The sequence below is a fragment of the Leucobacter sp. USHLN153 genome, from assembly GCF_037145615.1.
GTDB lineage: Bacteria > Actinomycetota > Actinomycetes > Actinomycetales > Microbacteriaceae > Leucobacter.
In genome coordinates this window covers 89,922-112,708 of sequence record NZ_JBBCXE010000001.1, presented here as the reverse complement: position 1 = coordinate 112,708, position 22,787 = coordinate 89,922, and the positions used below count along the sequence as shown (strand labels likewise).

Sequence of the window (22,787 nt, the reverse complement as noted above, 5' to 3'; positions counted from 1 at the left end):
CGTTCGGCAGTGCTGACGAGCTGTGATCGCGGTGGTGCTGATGCGCTGTGACCATGGCAGTGCTGACGCGCTCTGATCGGGCCCCTGCGCGCGCCGCTCCCGAAGTCCGTACTCCCGCGCGCCTGCGCTCTTCGCCGGCCGCCGCGACTCTGTGACGAGCGGCGCTTTTGCCCAGAATCGAGGACTACACTCGCAGGGTTGAGGATCGAACGGGGTGGGGACGAGCGAATGCGAGTGCGGGCGACGGCGGTCAGCAAGGGACCGGGCGGGCGGGCACTCCCGCCGAGTGACGTGTCCATGACGTCGGGCCGGGCGGTCTTCGTCGAGGCCGAGACCGCGCAGAGACCGACCGTGCTCGGCCTCATCGTCAGCGGACGCATGAAGCCCGACAGCGGCGAGGTGTCGATCGATGACGCGCCGGACGCGAAAGCGCTTCGGCGGCGGATCGCGCTCGTCGATGCGCCCGACGTCAGTGAGCCTCACAGCGACGTGCTCCTCGCCGACGTCGTCGCGGAGGAGCTCATGTTCGCCGGGAAATTCGGCGGGCCGCCCGCAGTGCGCCGCGAACTGGAACGCCTCGGGATCCGCCAGCACGCTCGCGTGCCCATCGGCGATCTCGCCCCGGGCGATCGTGTGCGTGCGCTCTGCGAGCTGGCGCTGCAGCGTCCGGGTGTCGAGGGGATCGTGCTCGTCTCGCCCGATCGGCACGGCGGCGACCCGGAGGAGTGGTGGCGCACGGCGTGCGAGCTGGCCGATGCCGGTGCCGCGGTGCTCGTCATCGCGGGTCGCGCCGCGCGTGCGGCGATCGCAGCGCATCCCGACGGCTGGGGCACGGGTGAGGTGATGCCGCTCCGCGAGGCGATTGCGGCGATCGAGGCAGAAGATTTTTCGGGGAGTGACGAGGCGTGAAGATTCCGCAGATGATCCGGGCGGAGTTCGCCCGGCTCTGGGCGACGAAGATGGCGCGGCTCGCGTTCGTGGCGCTGATGTGCGTGCCGCTCCTGTACGGCGGGCTCTACCTCTGGGCCAACCAGGATCCGTACGCGAAACTCGATCAGGTGCCGGTCGCGCTCGTGGTCGACGACGAGGGCGTGCAGCAGGGCGATGACACGCGGCGAATCGGCGAGGAGGTCGCCGAGAGCCTCGTCGAGGACGGCAGCTTCGACTGGCACGAGGTGAGCGCCGAAGACGCTGAGCGCGGAGTGAGCAACGGGGTGTACGACTTCGTCGTGACGCTGCCCGCGGACTTCTCGGAGTCACTGCAGTCCTCGCAGACCGACGATCCGCACCGCGCCCAGGTCGTGTTGACGACCAACGACGCGAACAGTTACCTCGCGACGACGATCGGCGAGCAGGCCGTGCAGCGTATTCAGAAGCAGATCGTGCAGTCGGTGAACCAGGAGGCGGCGCGCTCGCTGCTCGATGGAATCGCGAAGATCCGCGGTTCGCTCGTCGAGGCGAAGGACGGAGCCGGCGAGCTCACCGACGGCGCCGCGAGTGCGGAGGACGGCGCGGCGCGGCTGCACACGGGTACCGAGCAGGCGAAGGATGGGTCTTCGCAGCTGAGCTCGGGGCTCCGCCAGCTTCGCGACGCGACGGCGGCTCTGCCGGAGAACGCGGAAGCGCTCGCCGGCGGTGCGGCGCAGGTCGCGGCCGGCAACGCGACGGTCGCCCAGTACGGGCGGGACGCCGCGGGCCTGAGCCAACAGGCCCTGGACGCGCTCGCGAGCGATCGCGCCGCGATCCTGCAGGATCTTCGCGACGCCGGTGCGGACGAAGCCGTTATCTCCCGAGTGACCCAGGCGATGGATCGCGTGGGAGGCGACCTCACGAACGTCAACGCGCAGGTGCAGGGCGCCAGCGCGCAGCTCGACACGCTCGCCGCGGGCTCGCAGCAGGTCGCTGACGGATCGCGGCAGCTCGCCGACGCGACGCCGCAGCTCACGGCCGGGATCGCCTCGGCGGCCGACGGTTCGATCGCGCTCGACGACGGGCTGGCGCAACTGGTGTCGGGATCCGGTGAGCTCGAGACGGGACTCGGCAAGCTGACGGACGGGGCGGGTGAGCTGCGCGACGGACTCGCCGACGGAGTCAAGCAGCTGCCGAAGAGCACGGCCGACCTTCGCGCCGATCAGGCCGCGAACATTGCGCACCCGGTCGATGTGGAGACGAGCCGCGTCACCTCGGCGGGCAGCTACGGAGCGGGGCTCGCACCGTTCTTCATGAGCCTTGCGGCGTGGATCGGTATCTACGCGCTGTTCCTCATCTTGAAGCCGGTCTCGAACCGCGCCGTTACCGCGCTGCACACTCCGCTGCGCGTGACGCTCGCCGGATGGGCGACGCCGGCGCTGCTCGGCGCGACCCAGATGCTGGGGCTGTTCGCGATCGTCGCGTTCGCTCTGCACTTCGACTTCTCGCACCCGGTCGCCGCGTACGGCACGATCGCGCTCGCGTCGGCGGCGTTCGCCGCGATCATTCTCGCGCTGAACGTGTGGCTCGGGAGCGTGGGGCAGTTCCTCGGCCTTGTCCTCATGGTGATTCAGCTCGTGACGGCTGGCGGCACCTTCCCGTGGCAGACGCTGCCGAGTCCGCTCGCGACCCTGCACCACTATCTGCCGATGTCGTTCGCGGTCGACGGGCTGCGGCAGCTGATGTACGGCGGCGACCTCGCGGATGCGGGAAACCAGGCGCTGAAGCTCGGACTCGTGCTCGTGATCGCGGTGCTCGTTGCGGCTCTCGGCGTCGCGAAGACGATGCGATCCCGCACCCTTCGAGACTTGCAGCCGAGCCTCATCGGATAGCCGCTCGGGGCCCGGCCGCGGGCCTCGAGCGGTGATGCCGTGCCAAACTGGGTCGCATGAGCGAGTACACGACGATCATCACCGAGACGCAGGGACGCGTCGCGACCATCACCCTCAATCGACCCGAGGCGCTCAACGCGCTGAACGGCACGCTCGTGCGCGAGCTCATCGAGGCCGCCCTCGGCTTCGATGCGGACCCCGGGATTGGCGCGATCGTGCTGACGGGCTCGGCTAAGGCGTTCGCCGCGGGAGCCGATATCAAGGAGATGGCGGATCTCGGCTACGCCGACATGTACTTCGGCGGCCCGTTCCCCGGGTGGGGCGGCTTCGAGCGGATGCGCACGCCCCTGATTGCGGCGGTGGCCGGGTTCGCGCTCGGCGGTGGCTGCGAGCTCGCGATGATGTGCGACATCATTCTGGCCGCCGACACCGCGAAGTTCGGTCAGCCCGAGATCAACCTCGGAATCCTGCCCGGCTTCGGTGGATCTCAGCGCCTGCCGCGTGCGATCGGCAAGTACAAGGCCGCCGAGATGGTGCTCACGGGCCGCATGATGGGGGCCGAGGAGGCGGAGCGCTCGGGACTCGTGTCGCGAGTCGTACCCGCCGACGAGCTGCTCGCGGAGGCCGCGAAGGTCGCGGAGACGATCGCGTCGAAGTCGCTGCCCGCCGTGTACGCGGCGAAGGACGCGCTGCAGGCGGCGCAGGAGATGCCGCTCGCCGAGGGGCTGCGCTTCGAGCGGCAGGCCTTCGCAGCGGCGTTCGCGACCGAGGATCAGCAGGAGGGCATGCGGGCGTTCTCCGAGAAGCGGGCCCCCGACTTCCGCCACCGGTAGAGCACGCGCGTTCGGGGCGGGGGGATCCCGCTCGCGCTCCGAACCCCGCGAGAGCTCAATTTGCGCGCTCTCCACCCCGGTTTTCTCGCCAAAAGTGCACTTTTGGCGGTGTTGCAGGGGGACGTGAGCGGGGTGCCGGTTCCGGGCGGGCGCGCGGGGGCGCGAGCTCAGGGCGGGCGAGCGCGCGGGGCGCTAAGCATGCGAGTGCGAAGCGGAGCCTTCGCGAGTGGTTGAATAGGAGCACGCGTGCGTGCCGCCCGCGGGAGAGGGAGTCGATGACCATCAGCGTCGCTGTGGCGGGAGCCAGCGGGTACGCGGGAGGCGAGCTGCTGCGCTTGCTCGCGGCCCACCCCGAGTTCGAGATTCGCACGGTCACCGGGCACTCCTCCGCGGGCCGACCGCTCATCGAGTCGCAGCCGCACCTGCGATCCCTCGCGCACCTGACGCTCGGGGAGACGACCCCCGAGGTGCTCGACGGGCACGACGTCGTCTTCTTCGCGCTGCCGCACGGCGCCTCGGGCGCGCTCACCGAGCAGCTGACGCAGGTGGGCCTCGCGGTCGACTGCGGCGCCGACCACCGGCTCACGAGCGCCGAGGACTGGGCCGCGTTCTACGGCGGCGAGCACCACGGCGCGTGGAGCTACGGCGTCCCCGAGCTCGTCATCGCGAACGGCGACGGTACGTTCGGTCGGCAGCGCGAGGCGCTGATCGGGGCGACGAGGATCGCGGCGCCCGGTTGCAACGCCTCCACGGTGGCGCTGTCGCTCGCTCCCGGGGTCGCCGCGGGCGTCATCGAGCCGCGCGACATCGTGTCGGTGCTCGCCGTCGGTCCCTCGGGCGCGGGCAAGGCCGCGAAGACGCACCTGCTCGGCGCGGAGCTCATGGGAACGGCGAATCCGTACGCGGTCGGCGGCACCCACCGCCATATCCCGGAGATCCAGCAGTCGCTCCGCCGTGCGGGCGCGCGCGAGGAACCGACGATCAGCTTCACCCCCGTGCTCGTACCGATGAGCCGGGGGATCCTCGCCACGACGACCGCCCGGGTCGTGCCCGGCGTGAGCGCGGCAGAGGTGCGCGTGGCCTGGGAGCGCGCCTACGCCGACGAGACGTTCGTCCAGCTGCTTCCCGAGGGCGTGCAACCCCGCACCGCCGACACTCTGGGCGCGAACACGTGTCTCATGAGCGTCACCGTCGACGAGGCCGCGGGGCGCGCGGTGATCGTCGCAGCCCTCGATAATTTGGCGAAGGGCACCGCTGGTGCGGCGATCCAGTCCGCCAACATCGCCCTCGGCCTTCCCGAAGACACCGGACTTTCCGTGAATGGAGTTGCACCGTGACCGTGACCGAGCCCCAGGGCTTCCGATCCGCAGGCATCGCCGTGGGACTCAAGAGCACCGGCAAGCCCGATCTCGCCCTCGTCGTGAACGACGGCCCCGAACGCGCGAGCGCCGTCGTCTTCACGACGAACCGAGCGCAGGCCAATCCGATCCTGTGGAGCCGCATGTCGGCGCAGGGGGGCGCCGCGAGCGCGATCGTGCTGAACTCGGGCGGCGCGAACTGCTTCACCGGAGACTTCGGCTACGAGACGACGAGGCTCACCGCGGAGGCAGTCGCCGCCGCGACCGGGGAGGCTGACGCGGAGCGCGTGCTCGTCTGCTCGACGGGGCTCATCGGCACGGGGGATCAGGCGTTCCGAGACAAGATCGTCGAGAACATCCCCGCACTCGCAGCGGCCCTCGACGCCGACGACACGAGCGCCGCCGCCGCGATCCTCACCACCGACTCCGTCGAGAAGACCGCGGTGCACCGCGGCGCGGGATGGACGATCGGCGCCATGGCGAAGGGCGCCGGCATGCTCGCGCCCGGGCTCGCGACCATGCTCGTCGTCATCACGACCGACGCGCTGCTCGATGACGATGCCCTCGACCGCGCGCTGCGCGGCGCGACCTCGCGGAGCTTCGACCGCCTCGATTCCGACGGCTGCATGTCGACGAACGACCAGGTGACGCTCCTCGCGAGCGGCGCATCGGGAGTGATCCCCGACGAGGCTGAGTTCGCGGAGGCGCTCGCCGCCGTGTGCGACAGCCTCGCGGCGCAGCTCCAGGCCGACGCCGAGGGCTCGAGCCACGACATCGACATCGAGGTGCGCGGAGCGGCGTCGGAGGCGGACGCGGTCGAGGTGGGGCGATCCGTTGCCCGAAACAACCTCTTCAAGGCGGCGATCTTCGGCAACGACCCTAACTGGGGCCGCGTGCTGGCCGCGATCGGCACCACCGAGGCCGCGTTCGATCCGTACCAGGTCGACGTCTCGTTCAACGGCGTGCGCCTCTGCCACGCCGGCGCCCCCGACCGCCCGGTCGAGGAGTGCGACCTCACACCCCGACGCACGCGGGTCGAGATCGATCTCTTCGCCGGCGAGCACGCCGCGACCATCCGCACGAACGACCTCACGCACGACTACGTGCACGAGAACAGCGCGTACTCGAGCTAGGAGCTGCATGTCCACGACGACGAAGACCCTCGACCATGCCCAGGCCTCGGCGAAGGCGGAGGTGCTGATCGAGTCCCTGCCCTGGCTGAAGAAGTTCCGCGACACGATCATGGTGATCAAGTTCGGCGGGAACGCGATGGTCGACGAGCAGTTGCTGCACGACTTCGCGGAGGACGTCGTCTACCTGCGGCATACCGGCATCCACCCGGTGATCGTGCACGGCGGCGGCCCGCAGATCAACGCGATGCTCGCGCGCCTCGGCATCGAGAGCGAATTCCGGGGCGGCTACCGCGTCACGACGCCCGAGACGATGGACGTCGTGCGCATGGTGCTCACGGGCAAGGTGAACCCCGAGCTCGTCGATGCGATCAACGCGCACGGCCCGATCGCGACGGGCACGACGGGGGAGGACGCGGGGCTCTTCGTGGGTCGCCGCCGCCCGCCGGTCGAGACTGCCGACGGCCACGCCGACCTCGGTCTGGTGGGGGACATCGTCGAGGTGCGGCCGGAGCCGGTGCTCGCGATGCTCGAGGCGGGGTTGATACCGGTGGTCTCCTCGATCGCACCCGACGCGGATCACCCCGGGGTGTCCCTCAACGTGAACGCCGATGCTGCTGCTGGCGCACTCGCTGGCGCGCTCGGGGCCGAGAAGCTCGTCATCTTGACGGACGTTGCGGGGCTCTACGCCGACTGGCCGAATCGCGACTCGCTCGTCTCGTCGATCACGACGGGCGAGCTCGAGGAGCTGCTGCCGAGCCTCGAGACCGGCATGATTCCGAAGATGCACGCGTGCCTCGACGCGGTGCACAGCGGGGTGTCGAAGGCCGCGATCATCGACGGCCGCGAGCCGCACTCGGTGCTGCTGGAGATCTTCACCGAGCACGGGATCGGCACCGAGGTCACCCCTTAGACCCGAGGGCCTCGGGAGGTGGCATGGACTGGGCGGGCGCCGAAGCTCTGCTCGAAATCGCGGGCCTGTGCGCGTTCGGCGTCTGGTCGGTCGCGCTCTCGATCGTCGATGTGCGGACGCGACGGCTGCCGAACAGGCTGCTGCTCCTCGCGACCGTCACAACGCTGCCGCTGCTCCTCGCGAGCGCCGGGTGCGCGTGGGCGACTGATGCTGATGCCGCCCACGCGGGCGGAGGCGCCGGAAGCCCCGGCCGCCTCCTCGACATGTTCGCCGTGTCCGTGGGGCTGAGTGCGCTCTTCTTCGCGCTGTGGCGCTGGGCGCCCGCGGGCATCGGCGGCGGGGACGTGAAACTCGCCCCGCTCTTCGGCGCGGTGGTCGGCTTCGCGGGTGGCTGGCAGGCCGCGTTCGCGGGCGTGCTGCTGGCCTTCGCCGGCGCGGCGGTGTGGGGCCTCGCGATCCGCCGCTTGCCGGGCCGAGGAGTGCGGCCGCCAGCCTTCGCTCCGTGCGCGTGCGCGGCGGCGTGGCTCGTGATCTGGGTTTTCTGAACTCCCCATGGCTCCCGTATGTGCCGATCATTCCTGATTCGAGGTGCGCGCGCAAGGGTCTGCCGCAGTGTCGGCGGTCTCCGTTAGCGTGAGCCGCGGAGGCGAAGTCACCTCCGCGAGTCCCCCCTGGGGCGACTTGCTCCGTGATTTCGTCCACCGGCGCGGAGCCCCCGCGCTGGCTAGGCATCGGTCGGATGGAGTTCTTATGCACACCACACGATTCGCGCGCTCCCGAGTGTTGCGCGCCACCACAGGAATAGCCGCGGCAGCGCTCTTGCTCACGGCGTGCTCCGGCGGCGACTCGGGAGGCGGCGACGCGGGCGGCAGCGACGCCCCCGCGGGCGACGAGTTCAAGGGCACCTCGCTCAGCGTTGCGGCGGCGTGGTCCGGAGCGGAGCAGGAGAACTTCGAGAAAGTGCTCGACGAGTTCAGCCGCCAAACCGGGGCGGACGTCTCGTACACGAGCTTCGGCGACAACGGCCCGACCTACATCAGCGGGCAGCTCGAGGGCGGCACACCCCCGAACGTCGCGGTGATCGGCCAGCCCGCGCTCATGCAGTCGCTCGCAGCCGACGGTGACATCAAGCCCGTCGGGGACGACGCGAAGCAGGCCGTCGAGGAGAACTACTCGGAGGACTGGGTAGACCTCGGCTCGGTCGACGACGAGCTCTACGGCGTGTGGTTCAAGGCGGCGAACAAGTCGACCGTCTGGTACAACGCCGACATCTACGATGAGGCCGGCGCTGAAGCTCCCGAGGACTGGGATGGCTTCATGGATCAGCTCGGTCTGGTCTCCGACTCGGGTTATGCCGGCATCTCGATCGGCGCGGACGTGGGGTGGCCGCTCACCGACTGGTTCGAGAACGTGTACCTGCGCACGGCGGGCCCCGAGAAGTACGACCAGCTCACGAAACACGAGATTCCTTGGACCGACGACTCCGTCAAGGAAGCGCTGAAGGTGCTCGGCGAGCTGTGGGGGAGCGACCTCGTGCAGCCCGGCGGCGACCAGCGCGACTTCCCGACGAGCGTGACCGAGGTCTTCGGGGCTGACCCGCAGGCCGGCACGGTGTTCGAGGGCGACTTCGTGGCGGGCAACATCGCCGCGGACGGCAACTCGACGGTCGGCGAGAACGCACTGTTCTACGATTTCCCGTCGATCAACGATTCGGCCCCGGCCGTGGTCGGCGGCGGCGACGTCGCGGTGCAGTTCGACGACGATGAGGCGACGAACGCGCTCATGGCCTTCCTCGCTTCTCCAGAGGCCGCGGAGATCTGGGTGCCGAACGGTGGCTTGACCTCTCCGAACACGGCGGTCGACACCTCGCTGTACCCGGACGACACCTCGCGCCAGATCGCCGAGGCGCTGACCGGCGCTGAGGACTTCCGCTTCGATATGTCGGACCTGGCACCGAGCGCCTTCGGCGGCACCCCGGGTCAGGGCTTCTGGCAGGAGATGATCTCCTTCTACCAGAACCCCGATGACGTCGACGGTGCGGCGAAGCGTCTCGAAGACGCGGCCGCTTCCGCCTACGACGGATAACCGGCAATGTCTCGTACGCAGACGGTTCCGATTGCGCTTCGCGGAGAGAGCGTGCGCAATCGGAGCCGGCTGCGCCAGTGGCTCCTCGTCGGGTCGTTCCTCGGCCCGGCGCTGCTGGCGCTCGGCGCGCTCGTCGTGTATCCCATCGTCTACACGGTGATCCGCTCCTTCTTCGACCGCTCGGGTTCGGCGTTCGTGGGGTGGGAGAACTACGTCACGATGTTCACGAACGACACGACGTTCACGGCCATCCGGAACAACCTCATCTGGGTGGTTGTCGCCCCGGTAACGGTGACCATCATCGGCCTGATCCTCGCCGTGCTCGTCGATAAGATCGGCTGGAAGACGGCGTTCCGCCTCATCGTGTTCATGCCGATGGCGATCTCGATGCTCGCGGCTGGCGTGATCTTCCGCGGCATGTTCCAGGAGAGCCCGCAGCTCGGCGTCGTGAACGCGGCGATCACGAGCGTGCAGAGCATCTTCACGGATCAGGCGAGCTACCCCGGCGCGAAGCCGCGCGATGGCCTTGGGATCGAAGCTGACAAGGGGATCATCGCGTCCTCGCAGGAGGTCGCCAGCGGCGAGAGCCAGAACTTCCCGCTCATCGGGATCAAGCGCAGCGCGCTCCCCGAGGGCTCAGCGGAGGCGAAGGAGGCGCCTGCCGCCAGTGACACGCAGATCTCGGGAACGGTCTTCCTCGACGTCATCCGCGGCGGTGGCGGCACCGATGGAAAGCTCGAGCCCGGAAAGACCGGCCTCGAGGGGGTGCGCGTCGACGCCGTCGACGCCGACGGGTCGATCCGCGGCTACGCGACGACCGGGGCCGGCGGTACCTTCACGATCGACGGTCTCGAAGCGGGGTCTTCGTATCGGGTCGCGCTGCCATCATCGAACTTCGACGAGGGCGCTGCGGGCGTCTCGTGGCTCAGCGCTTCGTGGATCAACGTCGTGGTGATCCTGTCGTACGTCTGGATCTGGGCGGGCTTCGCGATGGTCATGATCGCATCGGGCCTGTCAGCGATCGACCGCTCACTGCAGGAGGCCGCGCGCACGGACGGTGCGAACGAGTGGCAGGTGTTCACACGCATTACGGCGCCGCTTCTCGCGCCCGTGCTCCTCGTGGTGTTCGTCACCCTGATCATCAACGTGCTCAAGATCTTCGACCTCGTGTATGTGATTCCGCCGGGCGCTTCGAAGCCCGCGGCGAACGTGATCGCGGTGGAGATGTGGACCGTGTCGTTCGGCGGCGGGAGTAACCAGGGTCTCGGTTCGGCGCTCGCGATTCTGCTCTTGATCCTCGTGCTGCCGTCGATGATTCTCAACGTACGTCGATTCCGATCGGAGCGTGGACGATGACGACTCAAGTTGAACACCCGGTCACGGGAGACGCGGAGGTCGCGGGGCGCGCGGCGCATGGAGCGGCGGCTTCGGCCGCGAAGCCCCGCCTCGAGTCCGCCGGTTCGGGAACCCGCCCTCCCGGCCCGGCGGGGCGCCGCCGCACGGAGAGTTGGGGTGCCCGCATCGCGCGCGTGGCGAGCAGCGGTCTCGTGCACCTGCTGCTCGTGATCGTCGCCATATTCTGGCTCGTGCCGACGGTGGGCTTGCTCCTGACCTCATTCCGCTCGGCCGGGGATAACGCGTCCAGCGGGTGGTGGACCGTGCTCACGAAACCGGCGGAACTCACGCTCCAGAACTACGTCAATCTGCTGAGCAACTCGACGATCACGGGCTCGCTCTGGAACACCATCGTGATTACGGTGCCCACCACGATCCTGGTCGTGATCATCGGCGCGCTCGCGGCGTACGCGTTCGCCTGGCTCCGATTCCCGGGACGCGACTGGCTCTTCATCGCCGTGATCGTGCTGCTCGCGGTGCCGCTGCAGGTAGCGCTGATTCCGCTCGCCCGGCTATTCGGGTCGATGGGAATCTTCGGGAGCGTGGTCGGCGTCATTCTGTTCCACACGGCATTCGGCCTTCCGTTCGCGATCTTCCTCCTGCGGAATTTTTTCGCGCAGGTTCCCGAGGAACTGCTCGAGGCAGCGCGGATCGACGGTGCGCGCGACTGGTTGATCTTCTTCAGGATCATGCTGCCGCTGGGGCTCCCCGCGATCGCATCGCTCGCGATCTTCCAGTTCCTCTGGACCTGGAACGACATGCTCATCGCTCTCATCTTCACCAACCAGAGTTCCCAGCCCCTGACGGTCGCGATCCAATCGCAACTCAGGCAATTCGGAGCGAACATCGACGTACTCTCGGCCGGGGCCTTCCTGTCGATGATCGTTCCGCTGATAGTGTTTTTCGCGTTCCAGCGGTATTTCGTGCAGGCGCTCCTCGCGGGCTCGCAAAAGTAGAATCTGGAAGGGGAGTACCGGGTGATCGATCGGTACGACGCGTACCTGTTCGACCTGGACGGCGTGATCACGCCGACGGTCGAGTTGCACCGGCGAGCGTGGCAGGAGACGTTCGATGCGTTCTTCGCGGCACGCGGAGAGACGCCCTACGAGGACCGCGAGTATTTCGCGTCCCTCGACGGGCGTCCTCGCTTCGCTGGCGTAAGCGCATTGCTCGCCATGCGCGGGATCGAGTTCCCGCTCGGCGAGGAATCGGACGACGGTTTCACCTCGGTGCGGGGCATCGGCAATCGCAAGAACGGCGCCTTCGTCGAGGTGCTCGAGCGGGATGGCATCGCAGCGTATCCTGGGTCACTGCGTCTCCTCGATCAGCTCGCGCGGGAGGGCGCCCCGCTTGCGGTGGTGTCGAGCTCCCGCAATGCGGAGCCCGTGCTTCGCGCCGCTGGCCTCCGCGATCGCTTCCTCGCCGTCGTCGACGGAATCGTCGCCGCGCGCGAGGGGCTGGCCGGGAAGCCGGCGCCCGACACGTTCCTGCGCGGGGCCGAACTGCTGGGGGTGAGACCCGAGCGCACGGCCGTGTTCGAGGATGCCGAGTCGGGTGTCGCGGCCGGCCGCGCGGGCGGGTTCGGACTGGTTGTTGGAGTTGATCGCGGCGCTGGGCGAGAGGCGCTCATGGCCGCGGGCGCAGATATCGTCGTTGCAGATTTGGAGGAGTTACTGGCATGAGCCACGAGTCGTTCGACGGACCGGTCACGGAACTGCGAAGGGACTTTGGCGACGACCCCTGGCGTCTCGTGTCTCGCGGCATCGACCCGGCGCTCGCGGGGCAAGACGAGTCGATCTTCGCGCTCGCCAACGGGTACCTCGGGATGCGAGGCAACTACGAGGAGGGCCTCCCTCTCGGGAGCCACGGCACGTTCCTCAATGGCCTCCACGAGACCTGGCGCATTCAGCACGCCGAGAATGCCTACGGGTTCGCCGAGCACGGGCAGACCATCGTCAACGTGCCGGACACGAAGACCATCCGCATCTACGTCGATGACGAGCGTCTGAACCTCCAGTCCTCCGAGATCCTCGACATCCACCGTGTGCTCGATCTGCGCGAGGGAACGCTCACGCGAACCCTGCTGTGGCTCACGCCGACCGGCAAACGGGTGCGCGTCGAAACCCGACGCATGGTGTCGTTTGCCTCCAGGCATCTCGCGACGATTGAGATGCGGGTCACGGTGCTCGACGCCGACGCGGAGGTCACCGTTAGCAGCCTCATCGTGAACCGGCAGGATCTCGGTCGGGTGCACACCGAGGGCCCCGCCGACACTTTCGACCCGCGCCAGACGAACCAGTTCACCGAGCGAATCCTCGACCCGGGGCCCGCCGTGCACAGCGGCGACCGCTCAGTGCTCAGCTTCCGCGTGCGCGATTCGCGAATGACGCTCGGCGTGGGAGTCGACCACCACTTCGACAGCGGCACTGACGACGAGTGGCGTCACCGCATCGACAAGTCGCACGACCGCGTCCGTCACGTCTACCAGGGCACGGCTCGGGCGGGGCGCACGGTGCAGATCGTGAAGACCTCCGCGTATCATCACTCGGCGACCGCGGCGCTCTCAGAGATGCTCGATCGCTGCATTCACTCCCTCAACAGCGCGGCGGCGGAGCCCCGCGACGTTCGATGGGAGCGGCAGCGCGAATACCTCGCGGCCTTCTGGGATCGCAGCGACGTGCGAGTCGATGCCGAGCCTGGAGTGCAGCAGGCGATCCGCTGGAATCTGTTCCAAGTGGCGCAAGCTTCCGCCCGCGCCGACGGCCGAGGGATCCCGGCGAAAGGACTGACCGGCTCAGGCTACAGCGGTCATTATTTCTGGGACACTGAGATCTACGTGCTCCCATTCCTCACTTACACCTCGCCGTTTTGGGCGCGCAACGCGCTTCGAGCGCGCCAGCGGATGCTGCCGCAGGCGCGCGTGCGCGCTGCCATGCTGAACGAGAACGGTGCACTCTTCCCGTGGCGCACGATCAACGGCGAGGAAGCGAGCGCCTATTACGCGGCGGGCACCGCGGGCTACCACATCAACGCCGACATCACCTACGCGCTCGCGCGCTACGTCGCGGCGACGGGCGACCTCGAGTACGTGCTCTCGGGTGCGTCGGATGTCGCGATCGAGACCGCGCGCCTCTGGGCGAGCCTCGGGTTCTGGCGGCGCGGGGCCGACGGGGTGGAGTGCTTCCACATTCACGGCGTCACCGGGCCCGACGAGTACACGACCGTCGTGAATGACAATCTTTTCACGAACGTCATGGCCCGTTTCAACCTGCGCTTCGCGGTGGAGGTCGCGCGTCGCATCGCGGCTGAGGCGCCGGAGGAGTACGGCGTGCTCGCCGATCGCCTCAATCTCACGCCGGAAGAGATCGACGCGTGGGAGCGGGCGGCCGACGGAATGGCGGTGCCGTACTCCGAAGATCACGGTATCCATCCTCAGGACGCGCACTTCTTGGAGCGCGAGGTGTGGGATCTCGCAGCAACTCCGCCTGAGCAGAAACCGTTGCTGCTGCACTTCCACCCGCTCGTCATCTACCGTTTCCAGGTGCTCAAGCAGGCTGACGTCGTGCTCGCGATGCTGCTCGCGAGCGACGAGTTCGACGAGGAGCAGAAGCGCCGAAACTTCGACTACTACGACGCCCTGACCACCGGCGACTCGACGCTCTCGGCCGTCGTGCAGTCGATCGTGGCCGCAGAGGTCGGCTACCGCGACCTCGCCTATCGCTACTTCGAGCACGCGCTTCGGGTCGATCTCGACGACCTGCATCACAACGCTGCGGACGGGCTGCACATCGCCTCGACGGGCGGCGTGTGGATGGCGCTCGTACAGGGGTTCGCCGGGATGCGCGACGCCGGTCGGCAGCTCAGCTTCGATCCCCGGTTGCCCGACCATTGGGGATCCCTCGAGTTCCGCCTCGAGTGGCGCGGTCAGCGCTTCGAGGTGCGCCTCGAGCGAGAGCGGATGATCTTTACGTTGCTCGAGGGAGAAAAGCCGGTGGTCGTGCGCGTGCGCGACAGCGATGTGCGGATCGCGCCCGGCGCGCCAGTCGAGGTCGTAATGGCGGATCAGGGGCCGAACCTCGGGGCGTTCGCGGGGCTGTCGGCGGGCATCCTGCCTCGCGACGGGGACGAGGACCCGATGGCGAATCTCACGGTGGAGGTGCCGGTCGTCACGACGGCGATTCCGACCCGCCCGGTCACAGGCTGACCTTCGAGCGAAGAGTAGACTGGATCGCGCCGATGCCTCGGCGTCTCTCGAGTGAAAGGCAGGCCCCGTGACCTACGTGATCGCTCTTCCGTGCGTGGATGTCAAAGACCGCGCGTGCGTGGACGAGTGCCCGGTCGACTGCATCTACGAGGGCGAGCGCTCGCTCTACATTCACCCGGACGAGTGCGTGGATTGCGGCGCATGCGAGCCCGTGTGCCCGGTCGAGGCGATCTACTACGAGGACGACCTGCCCGAGGAATGGTCCGACTACTACAAGGCCAACGTCGAGTTCTTCGATGAGATCGGGTCGCCCGGCGGAGCCGCCAAGGTCGGGGTCTACGACTTCGACCATCCGATCATCGCCGCCCTCCCGCCTCAGGGCGAGTAGGTCATGCGCGATCCGCTACCCGAGTACCCCTGGGATGCGATGGAGCCGTACGCGGCCCTCGCGGCGCAGCACCCCGAGGGTGCGCTGAACCTCTCGGTGGGCTCTCCGGTCGATCCCACGCCGGCGGCGGTGCGCGAAGCGCTCGCACACGCCACGGAAGCTCATGGGTACCCCGCGACCGCGGGCACCGTGCCGCTGCGCGAGGCGATCGCGGAGTGGTTCGAGCGCCGACGGGGCGTCACGGTGGAGCCGGGGGCCGTGCTGCCGACGATCGGCTCCAAAGAACTTGTCGCGCTGTTGCCATTTCTGCTCGGCATCGGCGCGGGCGAAGCGGTCGTGTTCCCCCGGATCGCGTATCCGAGCTACGCCATGGGTGCGGCGCTGGTCGGCGCAGACGCGGTGGCCGCGGATGACCCCGCGGAGTGGCCGGAGCACACGAAGCTCGTGTGGATCAACTCGCCGTCGAACCCGGACGGGCGAGTTTTCGACGTCGCGGCCCTGCGGACAGCGGTAGAGCGCGCGCGCGAGCTCGGCGCGGTGATCGTGGGGGACGAGTGCTACGCGGAGTTCGGCTGGGACGCTCCCTGGGACAGCGAGCGGATCCCGTCGATTCTCGACCCGCGCGTGGTCGGCGACGATCATCGTGGAGTTCTGAGCGCCTACTCGCTCAGTAAGCAGTCGAACCTCGCAGGCTATCGCGCGGCATTCGTGGCCGGGGACGCCGACTTGATCGCGCAGCTCCTCACCGTTCGGAAGCACGCCGGACTCATGCAGCCGGCGCCGGTGCAGGCCGCGATGGTAGCGGCGCTCCGTGACGAGCAGCACGTTGCCGAGCAGCGAGAGCGCTATCGTGTACGCCGCGAAACACTGCGCTCGGCGCTCGAGTACGCGGGGTTCCGGGTCGAGGGCAGCTCTGCGGGGCTGTACCTCTGGGTGACGCGCGGCGTCGACGCGTGGGAGGCGGTCGAGGAGTTAGCGAGGTTGGGCATCGTCGTCGGTCCCGGGCATTTCTACGGAGACCATTCGCCGAATCACGTGCGGCTCGCGCTGACCGCAGCGGACGCCCATATTGCCGCCGCAGCCGAGCGCATTCGCGCCGCGGCCACGCTTGCTGCATGACGAACCTCGAATCGACTTTTTGCTTCGCATCAAGATATTCTGTGCCGAGGGCGACACTCATGCGCCCCTCCCTGACTGCTCCTAGGAGCCGATAGGGTGATAGGAATGGCCGAGTCTGATCCGACGCAGCGCCAGCATTGAGACCTCACGAGGAGACAACGTGACCGAATCGACGCAGGGCCCGGCTACCGCCAAGTTGAACTTCCCCGGCGGCACCGCGGAGCTTCCGATTGTGGAGGCCGTGGATGGGCACTCGGCGATCGACGTCAGTTCGCTGACGAAGCAGAGCGGGTACACGGCGCTCGACTACGGCTTCGTGAACACCGCGTCGACGAAGTCCCGCATCACCTACATCGACGGCGACGAAGGCATTCTCCGCTATCGCGGTTACCCGATCGAGGAGCTGGCCCGCCAGTCGACCTTTCTCGAGGTCGCGTACCTGCTGATCTACGGTGAGCTGCCGACGTCCGATGAGCTCGGTGCGTTCGACGAGGAGATTCGTCGTCACACGCTGCTGCATGAGGACATGCGCTATTACTTCGAGGGCGTGCCCCACACGGCCCACCCCATGGCGGTGCTCTCGGGCGGACTGCAGACCATGTCGACGTACTACGAGTCCTCGCTCGACACCGCGGTTCCCGAGTTCGTCGAGGTCAACACCATTCGCCTGCTCGCGAAGCTCCCGGTGCTCGCGGCCTACGCGCATAAGAAGTCCATCGGTCAGGCCTTCCTGTACCCCGACAACAATCTGAACTTCGTCGAGAACTTCCTGCGACTGAACTTCGGCAACAAGGCCGAGAAGTACGAGATGAACCCCGTGCTCGTCGACGCGCTCGACAAGCTCCTGATTCTTCACGCGGACCACGAGCAGAACGCGTCGACCTCGACCGTGCGTCTCGTCGGGTCCACCGGCGCGAATATGTTCTCCTCGGTCTCCGCGGGCATCAACGCGCTCTCCGGTCCGCTGCACGGCGGTGCGAACGAGGCCGTGCTCGACATGCTGGCGCGCATCCGTGACTCCGGCCAGAGCGTGCAGACGTTCGTCGAGAAGGTCAAGAACAAGGAAGACGGCGTGAAGCTCATGGGCTTCGGGCACCGCGTCTACAAGAACTACGATCCGCGCGCTCGCATCGTCAAAGAGAGCGCTGCCAAGGTGCTCGAGGAGCTCGGCGTCAACGATCCGCTGCTGGGCCTCGCGCAGGAGCTCGAGCAGATCGCGCTCGAGGACGACTACTTCAAGGAGCGCAAGCTCTACCCGAACGTCGACTTCTACACGGGCGTCATCTACAAGGCCATGGGTTTCCCCACGCGGATGTTTACCGTGCTCTTCGCCATCGGTCGTCTCCCGGGCTGGATCGCGCAGTGGCGCGAGGCTCGTGAAGACGGCCAGACGAAGATCGGGCGCCCGCAGCAGCTCTACATCGGCTCTGAAGAGCGCCACCTGAACCGCTAAACGGTTTCGCACAGCAGCTTCGAACAGCGACCCCGACGCACTGCGCGTTGGGGTCGCTGTTCAGTTCACGGGCCTTCCTCGAGCCGAGCGACACGGGCGGCTAGGGTTGAAGTTATGGACTCAGTGCAGCATCCGCCCGCCCTTGAAATCCGGGGTCTCACAAAACGCTTCGGCGATCATGTCGCGGTGGACGGGATCTCGCTCGTCATCCCGACCGGCTCGTGCTTCGGACTCGTCGGCCCGAACGGAGCGGGGAAAACGACGACACTGTCAATGGCGACCGGCCTGCTTCGACCAGATGCGGGCCAGGCGCTCATCGGTGGGGTGGACGTCTGGGCGCAGCCACTCGAGGCGAAGCAGCTCGTGGGTGTGCTGGCTGATGGCGCGAAGCTCTTCGACCGCCTCACAGGCGAGCAACTCATCACCTACACGGGCCTCCTCGCGGGCCTCGACCGCGAGACAGTCGCACGGCGATGTGCGGATCTGCTGAACCTGCTCGATCTCGCGGGCGCCGGCCGCACGCTCGTCGTCGACTACTCGGCCGGCATGACGAAGAAGATCGCGCTCGCGTGCGCGCTTGTCCACGCGCCGAGGGTGCTCGTGCTCGACGAGCCGTTCGAGTCGGTCGACCCGGTTTCAGCCGCGAACATCCGTGACATTCTGCAGAGCTTCGTGCGGGGCGGTGGAACAGTGATCGTGTCCAGCCACTCGATGGACCTCGTCGAGCGGATGTGCGACCGCGTCGCCGTCATCGCCGCGGGCCGCGTGCTCGCCGCCGGCACCGTCGAGGAGGTGCGGGGGAGCGCGACCCTCGAGGAGCGCTTCGTCGAGCTGGTCGGTGGGCGCTCAGTGACGGAGGGCCCGGCGTGGCTGAGTCAGTCCTGACTCCGGGGCCGGCGCCGCGGACGGCACCGGCTGAGCAGGGTGTAGGCGTCCCGCGCTCCGGGGCGTGGGCGCGCATCTGGACGCTCGTGCGCCTGCGCTTCCTCGTCATGGGAAACACGCTGCGGCGACACACCTGGCAGCTCGTCGGCGCGATCCTGGGTGGGCTGTACGGCCTCAGCGTGCTCAGCCTTGTCGTGGTCGGCCTCGGCGCACTCGCCTTCAGCGATCCGGCGCTGGCCCGCACGGTGCTCGTGCTCGGCGGGTCGGCACTGGTGCTCGGCTGGGGCATCGCGCCGATCCTCTCGACCGGCATGGACCGCACGCTCGATCCGAGTCGGCTCGTGCTCACCCCGATGCGCGCATCGGTGCAGCGCGCAGGTATCGCGGTGGCGAGCCTGCTCGGCGTTCCCGGCATCGTCACGCTGCTGCTCGCGGTGGCGACCGGGATTGTGTGGATCCGCCACCCTGGAGCCCTGATCGCTGCGATCGTGCTCGCGCCCGTTGCAGCGATGACGTGCGTGCTCGCGTGCCAGGTCGTCGTGACCGCGATGACCCGGGCCGCGGGTCACCGACGCTTCCGCGAAATGATCGGCGGGCTCGTGCTGCTGGCGCTGGTGCTCGTCGGGCCGATCCTCAGTGGATTGCGGGAGGGTGTCACCGCATTCGCGGATCACTTGCCGGGGATCGCCGAGGGCTTCGGCTGGTCGCCGCTCGGTGCGGTGTGGGCCGCGCCCGCGGCGCTCGCCGAGGGCCACGTTCTCGAGGCGCTCGCGAAAGTGCTCATCGCACTCGCGACGGTCGCCGCGCTGTGGCTGATATGGGCGCGTCTCTACGGCGTCAGCCTCGCCGGTGCTTCGGAGGGGTCTCGCGCGACGGCCCGCGAGGGGACCGGATGGTTCGGGCGTTTTCCGGCGACACCCCGCGGCGCGATCGCGGCGCGCGCGTTCACCTACTGGTTGCGCGACCCCCGCTACCTGCAGAGCCTCATCGTCGTGCTCGTGCTGCCGGTCGTGTTCGGTTTTCTCGCGGGCTCCACGGAGGCGCCGATCATGCTGCCCGGTTCGACGGTGGTCGTCGCCGCGCTCCTCGCGCTCGGTACGTTCACGGACGTGTCGTACGACGGCACCGCCTTCTCGCTCCACGTGCTCCGCGGTGTGCGGGGCCGGGATGATCGCGCGGGCCGCGTGTGGGCGAACGCGCTGATCGCGGTGCCGCTGATCCTGCTCGTCGCGATCGTCACGACGGCGATCGTCGGGCGCTTCGACCAGTTCCCAACCCTGCTCGGGCTGGTCGCGGTGGTGACCCTCGGCGGCTTCGGCGTCGCGAGCGTCTGCTCCGCGATCTTCGTGATGCCGGTTCCGCAGGCCGGCGACAACCCGTTCGCCTCCAAGCCCGGCGCGGGCATGCTGAGCCTCGTGGGAATGGCGGGCTCGTACGGCGCGCTGACGGTCATCTCGCTCCCGACGGTCGCGTTCACGATCGTTGCGGGCATTACGGGAGACGCCTTGTGGATCTGGACGACTCTCGCGGTCGGGCTCATCACGGGTGCCGCAGCGTGCTGGGGCGGGATCCGCTGGGGAGCCGCGATCTTCGACCGCCGCGCCCCCGATCTCCTTGCGCGGGTGACGGCGCAGGCGTAGCCGTTCGCTCGCCCGCGCCGTCGTCCACAGGAGGAAATTAAGCGTGCAGCGCCGCGTTCAGCTCGATGCCGGCGCCCTCGCGCGGGAGCGCCTCGACCGCGCCCGTGCGCGAGTTGCGACGGAACAGCAGCTTTGCGACGCCCGAGAGCTCCGCGGCCTTCACCTCGACGGCAACGTCGGGGGCGGCGGCGGTGCCGTGAGGCAGCTGCACCTTCGTTCCGGCGGTGACGTACAGACCGGCCTCGACCACGCAGTCGTCGCCGATCGAGATGCCGATGCCGGAGTTCGCGCCGAGCAGGGCGCGCTCGCCGACCGCGATCCGCTGCGTGTTGCCGCCCGAGAGCGTTCCCATGATCGAGGCACCGCCGCCGATATCGGAGCCGTTGCCGACCACGACGCCCTGCGAGATGCGACCCTCGACCATCGAAGCGCCGAGCGTGCCCGCGTTGAAGTTGACGAAGCCCTCGTGCATCACCGTAGTGCCGGGGGCGAGGTGAGCGCCGAGCCGCACGCGGGATGCGTCAGCGATTCGCACGCCCTCCGGCACGACGTAGTCGGTGAGGCGCGGGAACTTGTCGACGCCGACCGAGGTGATGCCAGCGCGCTTGAGCTGGGGGAGTCGCTCCGCGTAGATCTCCGGCTGCATCGGGCCCGCGTTGGTCCAGGCGTTGTTCGGGAGGCGGCCGAAGATGCCGTCGAGATTCAGCTCGTTCGGGCGCACGAGGCAGTGCGAGAGGAGGTGCAGGCGCAGGTACGCGTCTTCGGTCGAGGCGGGCGCCGCGTCGAGGTCGATCTCGACGTTCACGAAGCTGAGCTCGACCCCTCGCGCCTCATCGGTGCCGACGAGATCGCCGAGGTCGGCGGGGGCGATGTGCGGATCGCGATCCTCGGGGCGCGCACCGAGCGCGGGATGGGGGAACCAAGCGTCGAGAACAGTGCCGTCGGCCGCGATCGTGGCGATGCCGCAGGCCCAGGCGAGTCGGGAATCAGTCATGGCTCCCATCGTATCGCCGCGCTGCACGCTCGCGTCGCGGCACGGTCTCTTCGCGGCACCGACTCGCAGCGCATAGGCTGGAGCGGTGAGCAGCAGAGCGAATTCGGAGTCCGTGTCAGCCCTCGATCCGCGGGTCGGGCCCGTCGAGCTCACGCGGCAACTGTGCGATATCCCGTCGGTCTCCGGCGATGAGCAGCGGATCGCGGACGTCGTCGAGGTCAGCCTCCGTGAGTACGCTCCCCATCTGACCGTGACCCGAGACGGCGACACCCTCATCGCGCGCACGGAGCTCGGTAGGGAGCGACGCGTCGCCATCGCGGGACACCTCGACACCGTGCCGATCAACGACAATCTCCCCGTGCGCGACACGACCGAGCAGGGGACGCACGAGCTGATGATCTGGGGTCGCGGCACCGTCGACATGAAGGCCGGCGTCGCGGTGCAGCTGGCGCTCGCCGTCGAGCTCGCGGAGCCCGCCGTCGACCTGACCTGGATCTGGTACGACCACGAGGAGGTGGCGTCGAGCCTGAGCGGGCTTGGTCGCGCGATGCGCAACCACCCGCAGCTCTTCGTCGCGGACTTCGCGATCCTCGGTGAGCCCTCGAACGGCACGATCGAGGGCGGCTGCAACGGCACGCTGCGGGCGCGCGTGATCTTGCGGGGCAAGCGTGCGCACTCGGCGCGGAGCTGGATGGGCGTGAACGCGATCCACCGCGCCGGAGCCCTGCTCGCGCGTCTCGCCGCCTTCGAACCCGAGCGCGTCGTGGTCGACGGTCTCGAGTACCGCGAGGGGCTCAATGCCGTGCGCGTCGATGGGGGAGTCGCGGGCAACGTGATCCCGGATCTGTGCGCCATCGAGGTGAACTACCGCTTCGCCCCGAGCCGGAGCGTGGACGACGCCGCGGCCTTCGTGCGCGAGTTTTTCGCGGATGCCGACGAGATCGAGATCGTCGACGGCGCCCCGGGCGCACGCCCAGGCCTCGACGCGCCGCTTGCACGCCGCTTCGTTGACGCGGTGGGGGAGGAACCGAAGGCGAAGTTCGGGTGGACCGACGTCTCCCGCTTCTCGGCGCTCGGCATCCCGGCGGTGAACTTCGGCCCCGGCGACCCGCTACTCGCGCACGCCGACGATGAGCGCGTCCCGATCGCCCAGATCGAGTCGAGCGCGGCGGCCCTGCGAGCGTGGTTGACGAACGGAATCGACGCCTGAACACCTCAGGTTGCGCGTCATGACGCCGCGTCGTTGGCTTTGACGTTGCCGAAACCGATAAAATGGTACTCATCCATCAAACCTGCAAGGAGGCGTCATGGCTGCAATGAAACCGAGGACCGGGGACGGGCCCATGGAAGCGGTGCGTGAGAGTCGCTTGATCGTGGTTCGTGTACCGCTCGAGGGCGGCGGACGTCTGGTGGTGTCGGTCAATGACCAGGAGGCCGCTGAGCTCCGCGACGTACTCGCGGGCGTGCTCGACGGTTAACCACCCAAGCGGAGAATGCGGGACGGCTCACTGAGTCGCCCCGCATTTTTGTGTTCAGACCTGGGATCGCGCAATTCGAGACCCGAGGTTCGAGACCCGCGATTCGAGGTG

20 protein-coding genes are annotated in these 22,787 nt (G+C 68.4%); 19 read left to right on the top strand and 1 reads right to left on the bottom strand.

Annotation, left to right across the window (positions count from 1 at the left end):
* Positions 1–198 precede the first annotated feature (198 nt).
* The 17 genes from WFH00_RS00475 to WFH00_RS00395 all read left to right on the top strand — a co-directional run bounded on the left by WFH00_RS00475 (position 199) and on the right by WFH00_RS00395 (position 20,204).
* Positions 199–909, top strand: a complete 711-nt coding sequence (locus WFH00_RS00475; RefSeq protein WP_336658565.1) for a hypothetical protein — start codon at positions 199–201, stop codon at positions 907–909.
* On the top strand, positions 906–2,801 hold the full coding sequence (locus tag WFH00_RS00470; protein WP_336658563.1) for a YhgE/Pip domain-containing protein: 1,896 nt from the start codon (positions 906–908) through the stop codon (positions 2,799–2,801). Before WFH00_RS00475 ends, WFH00_RS00470 begins: the two co-directional genes overlap by 4 nt.
* A 56-nt stretch (positions 2,802–2,857) precedes the next feature.
* A complete protein-coding gene (locus tag WFH00_RS00465) occupies positions 2,858–3,634 on the top strand; it encodes an enoyl-CoA hydratase (RefSeq protein ID WP_336658562.1) in 777 nt (258 codons plus the stop codon).
* Positions 3,635–3,909: 275 nt separating this feature from the next.
* On the top strand, positions 3,910–4,971 hold the full coding sequence (gene argC / locus WFH00_RS00460) for an N-acetyl-gamma-glutamyl-phosphate reductase (RefSeq protein ID WP_336658561.1): 1,062 nt from the start codon (positions 3,910–3,912) through the stop codon (positions 4,969–4,971).
* On the top strand, positions 4,968–6,125 hold the full coding sequence (gene argJ, locus WFH00_RS00455; RefSeq protein ID WP_336658559.1) for a bifunctional glutamate N-acetyltransferase/amino-acid acetyltransferase ArgJ: 1,158 nt from the start codon (positions 4,968–4,970) through the stop codon (positions 6,123–6,125). The genes argC and argJ overlap by 4 nt, the downstream gene beginning before the upstream one ends.
* A gap of 7 nt (positions 6,126–6,132) precedes the next feature.
* Complete coding sequence (argB, locus tag WFH00_RS00450) at positions 6,133–7,035, top strand: acetylglutamate kinase (RefSeq protein ID WP_336658558.1); 903 nt, start codon at positions 6,133–6,135, stop codon at positions 7,033–7,035.
* A gap of 23 nt (positions 7,036–7,058) precedes the next feature.
* Complete coding sequence (locus WFH00_RS00445) at positions 7,059–7,580, top strand: prepilin peptidase (RefSeq protein ID WP_336658557.1); 522 nt, start codon at positions 7,059–7,061, stop codon at positions 7,578–7,580.
* A gap of 205 nt (positions 7,581–7,785) precedes the next feature.
* Positions 7,786–9,120, top strand: coding sequence for an ABC transporter substrate-binding protein (locus WFH00_RS00440; protein ID WP_336658556.1), 1,335 nt, complete (start codon positions 7,786–7,788; stop codon positions 9,118–9,120).
* A 6-nt stretch (positions 9,121–9,126) separates the two neighbouring features.
* Positions 9,127–10,476, top strand: coding sequence for an ABC transporter permease (locus WFH00_RS00435; protein ID WP_336658555.1), 1,350 nt, complete (start codon positions 9,127–9,129; stop codon positions 10,474–10,476).
* Positions 10,473–11,471, top strand: a complete 999-nt coding sequence (locus WFH00_RS00430) for a carbohydrate ABC transporter permease (protein WP_336658554.1) — start codon at positions 10,473–10,475, stop codon at positions 11,469–11,471. The genes WFH00_RS00435 and WFH00_RS00430 overlap by 4 nt, the downstream gene beginning before the upstream one ends.
* 21 nt (positions 11,472–11,492) lie before the next feature.
* A complete protein-coding gene (locus WFH00_RS00425) occupies positions 11,493–12,197 on the top strand; it encodes an HAD family hydrolase (RefSeq protein ID WP_336658553.1) in 705 nt (234 codons plus the stop codon).
* The gene (locus WFH00_RS00420) at positions 12,194–14,719 is read left to right on the top strand and encodes a glycoside hydrolase family 65 protein (RefSeq protein WP_336658552.1); all 2,526 of its coding nucleotides are present in this window, start codon (positions 12,194–12,196) and stop codon (positions 14,717–14,719) included. Before WFH00_RS00425 ends, WFH00_RS00420 begins: the two co-directional genes overlap by 4 nt.
* A 67-nt stretch (positions 14,720–14,786) precedes the next feature.
* Positions 14,787–15,107, top strand: a complete 321-nt coding sequence (gene fdxA, locus WFH00_RS00415) for a ferredoxin (protein ID WP_336658550.1) — start codon at positions 14,787–14,789, stop codon at positions 15,105–15,107.
* A 3-nt stretch (positions 15,108–15,110) separates the two neighbouring features.
* Positions 15,111–16,226, top strand: a complete 1,116-nt coding sequence (dapC, locus tag WFH00_RS00410; protein WP_336658549.1) for a succinyldiaminopimelate transaminase — start codon at positions 15,111–15,113, stop codon at positions 16,224–16,226.
* Between the two features lie 160 nt (positions 16,227–16,386).
* Positions 16,387–17,679 (top strand): citrate synthase, encoded by a 1,293-nt coding sequence (locus WFH00_RS00405; RefSeq protein WP_336658548.1) that lies wholly within the window; start codon positions 16,387–16,389, stop codon positions 17,677–17,679.
* 114 nt (positions 17,680–17,793) lie between these two features.
* A complete protein-coding gene (locus WFH00_RS00400) occupies positions 17,794–18,564 on the top strand; it encodes an ABC transporter ATP-binding protein (RefSeq protein WP_336658547.1) in 771 nt (256 codons plus the stop codon).
* A complete protein-coding gene (locus tag WFH00_RS00395; RefSeq protein ID WP_336658546.1) occupies positions 18,546–20,204 on the top strand; it encodes a transporter in 1,659 nt (552 codons plus the stop codon). The genes WFH00_RS00400 and WFH00_RS00395 overlap by 19 nt, the downstream gene beginning before the upstream one ends.
* Positions 20,205–20,241: 37 nt before the next feature.
* Here the strand turns inward: WFH00_RS00395 and dapD are convergent, their stop codons facing one another.
* On the bottom strand, positions 20,242–21,198 hold the full coding sequence (dapD, locus tag WFH00_RS00390) for a 2,3,4,5-tetrahydropyridine-2,6-dicarboxylate N-succinyltransferase (RefSeq protein ID WP_336658545.1): 957 nt from the start codon (positions 21,196–21,198) through the stop codon (positions 20,242–20,244).
* 112 nt (positions 21,199–21,310) lie between these two features.
* Between dapD and dapE the strand changes: the two genes are divergently transcribed.
* Together dapE and WFH00_RS00380 are read left to right on the top strand one after the other, a co-directional pair.
* Entirely contained in the window at positions 21,311–22,408 is a 1,098-nt protein-coding gene (gene dapE / locus WFH00_RS00385; protein WP_442918769.1) for a succinyl-diaminopimelate desuccinylase, read from the top strand.
* A gap of 97 nt (positions 22,409–22,505) precedes the next feature.
* On the top strand, positions 22,506–22,676 hold the full coding sequence (locus WFH00_RS00380; protein ID WP_075201434.1) for a DUF3117 domain-containing protein: 171 nt from the start codon (positions 22,506–22,508) through the stop codon (positions 22,674–22,676).
* Positions 22,677–22,787 lie beyond the last annotated feature (111 nt).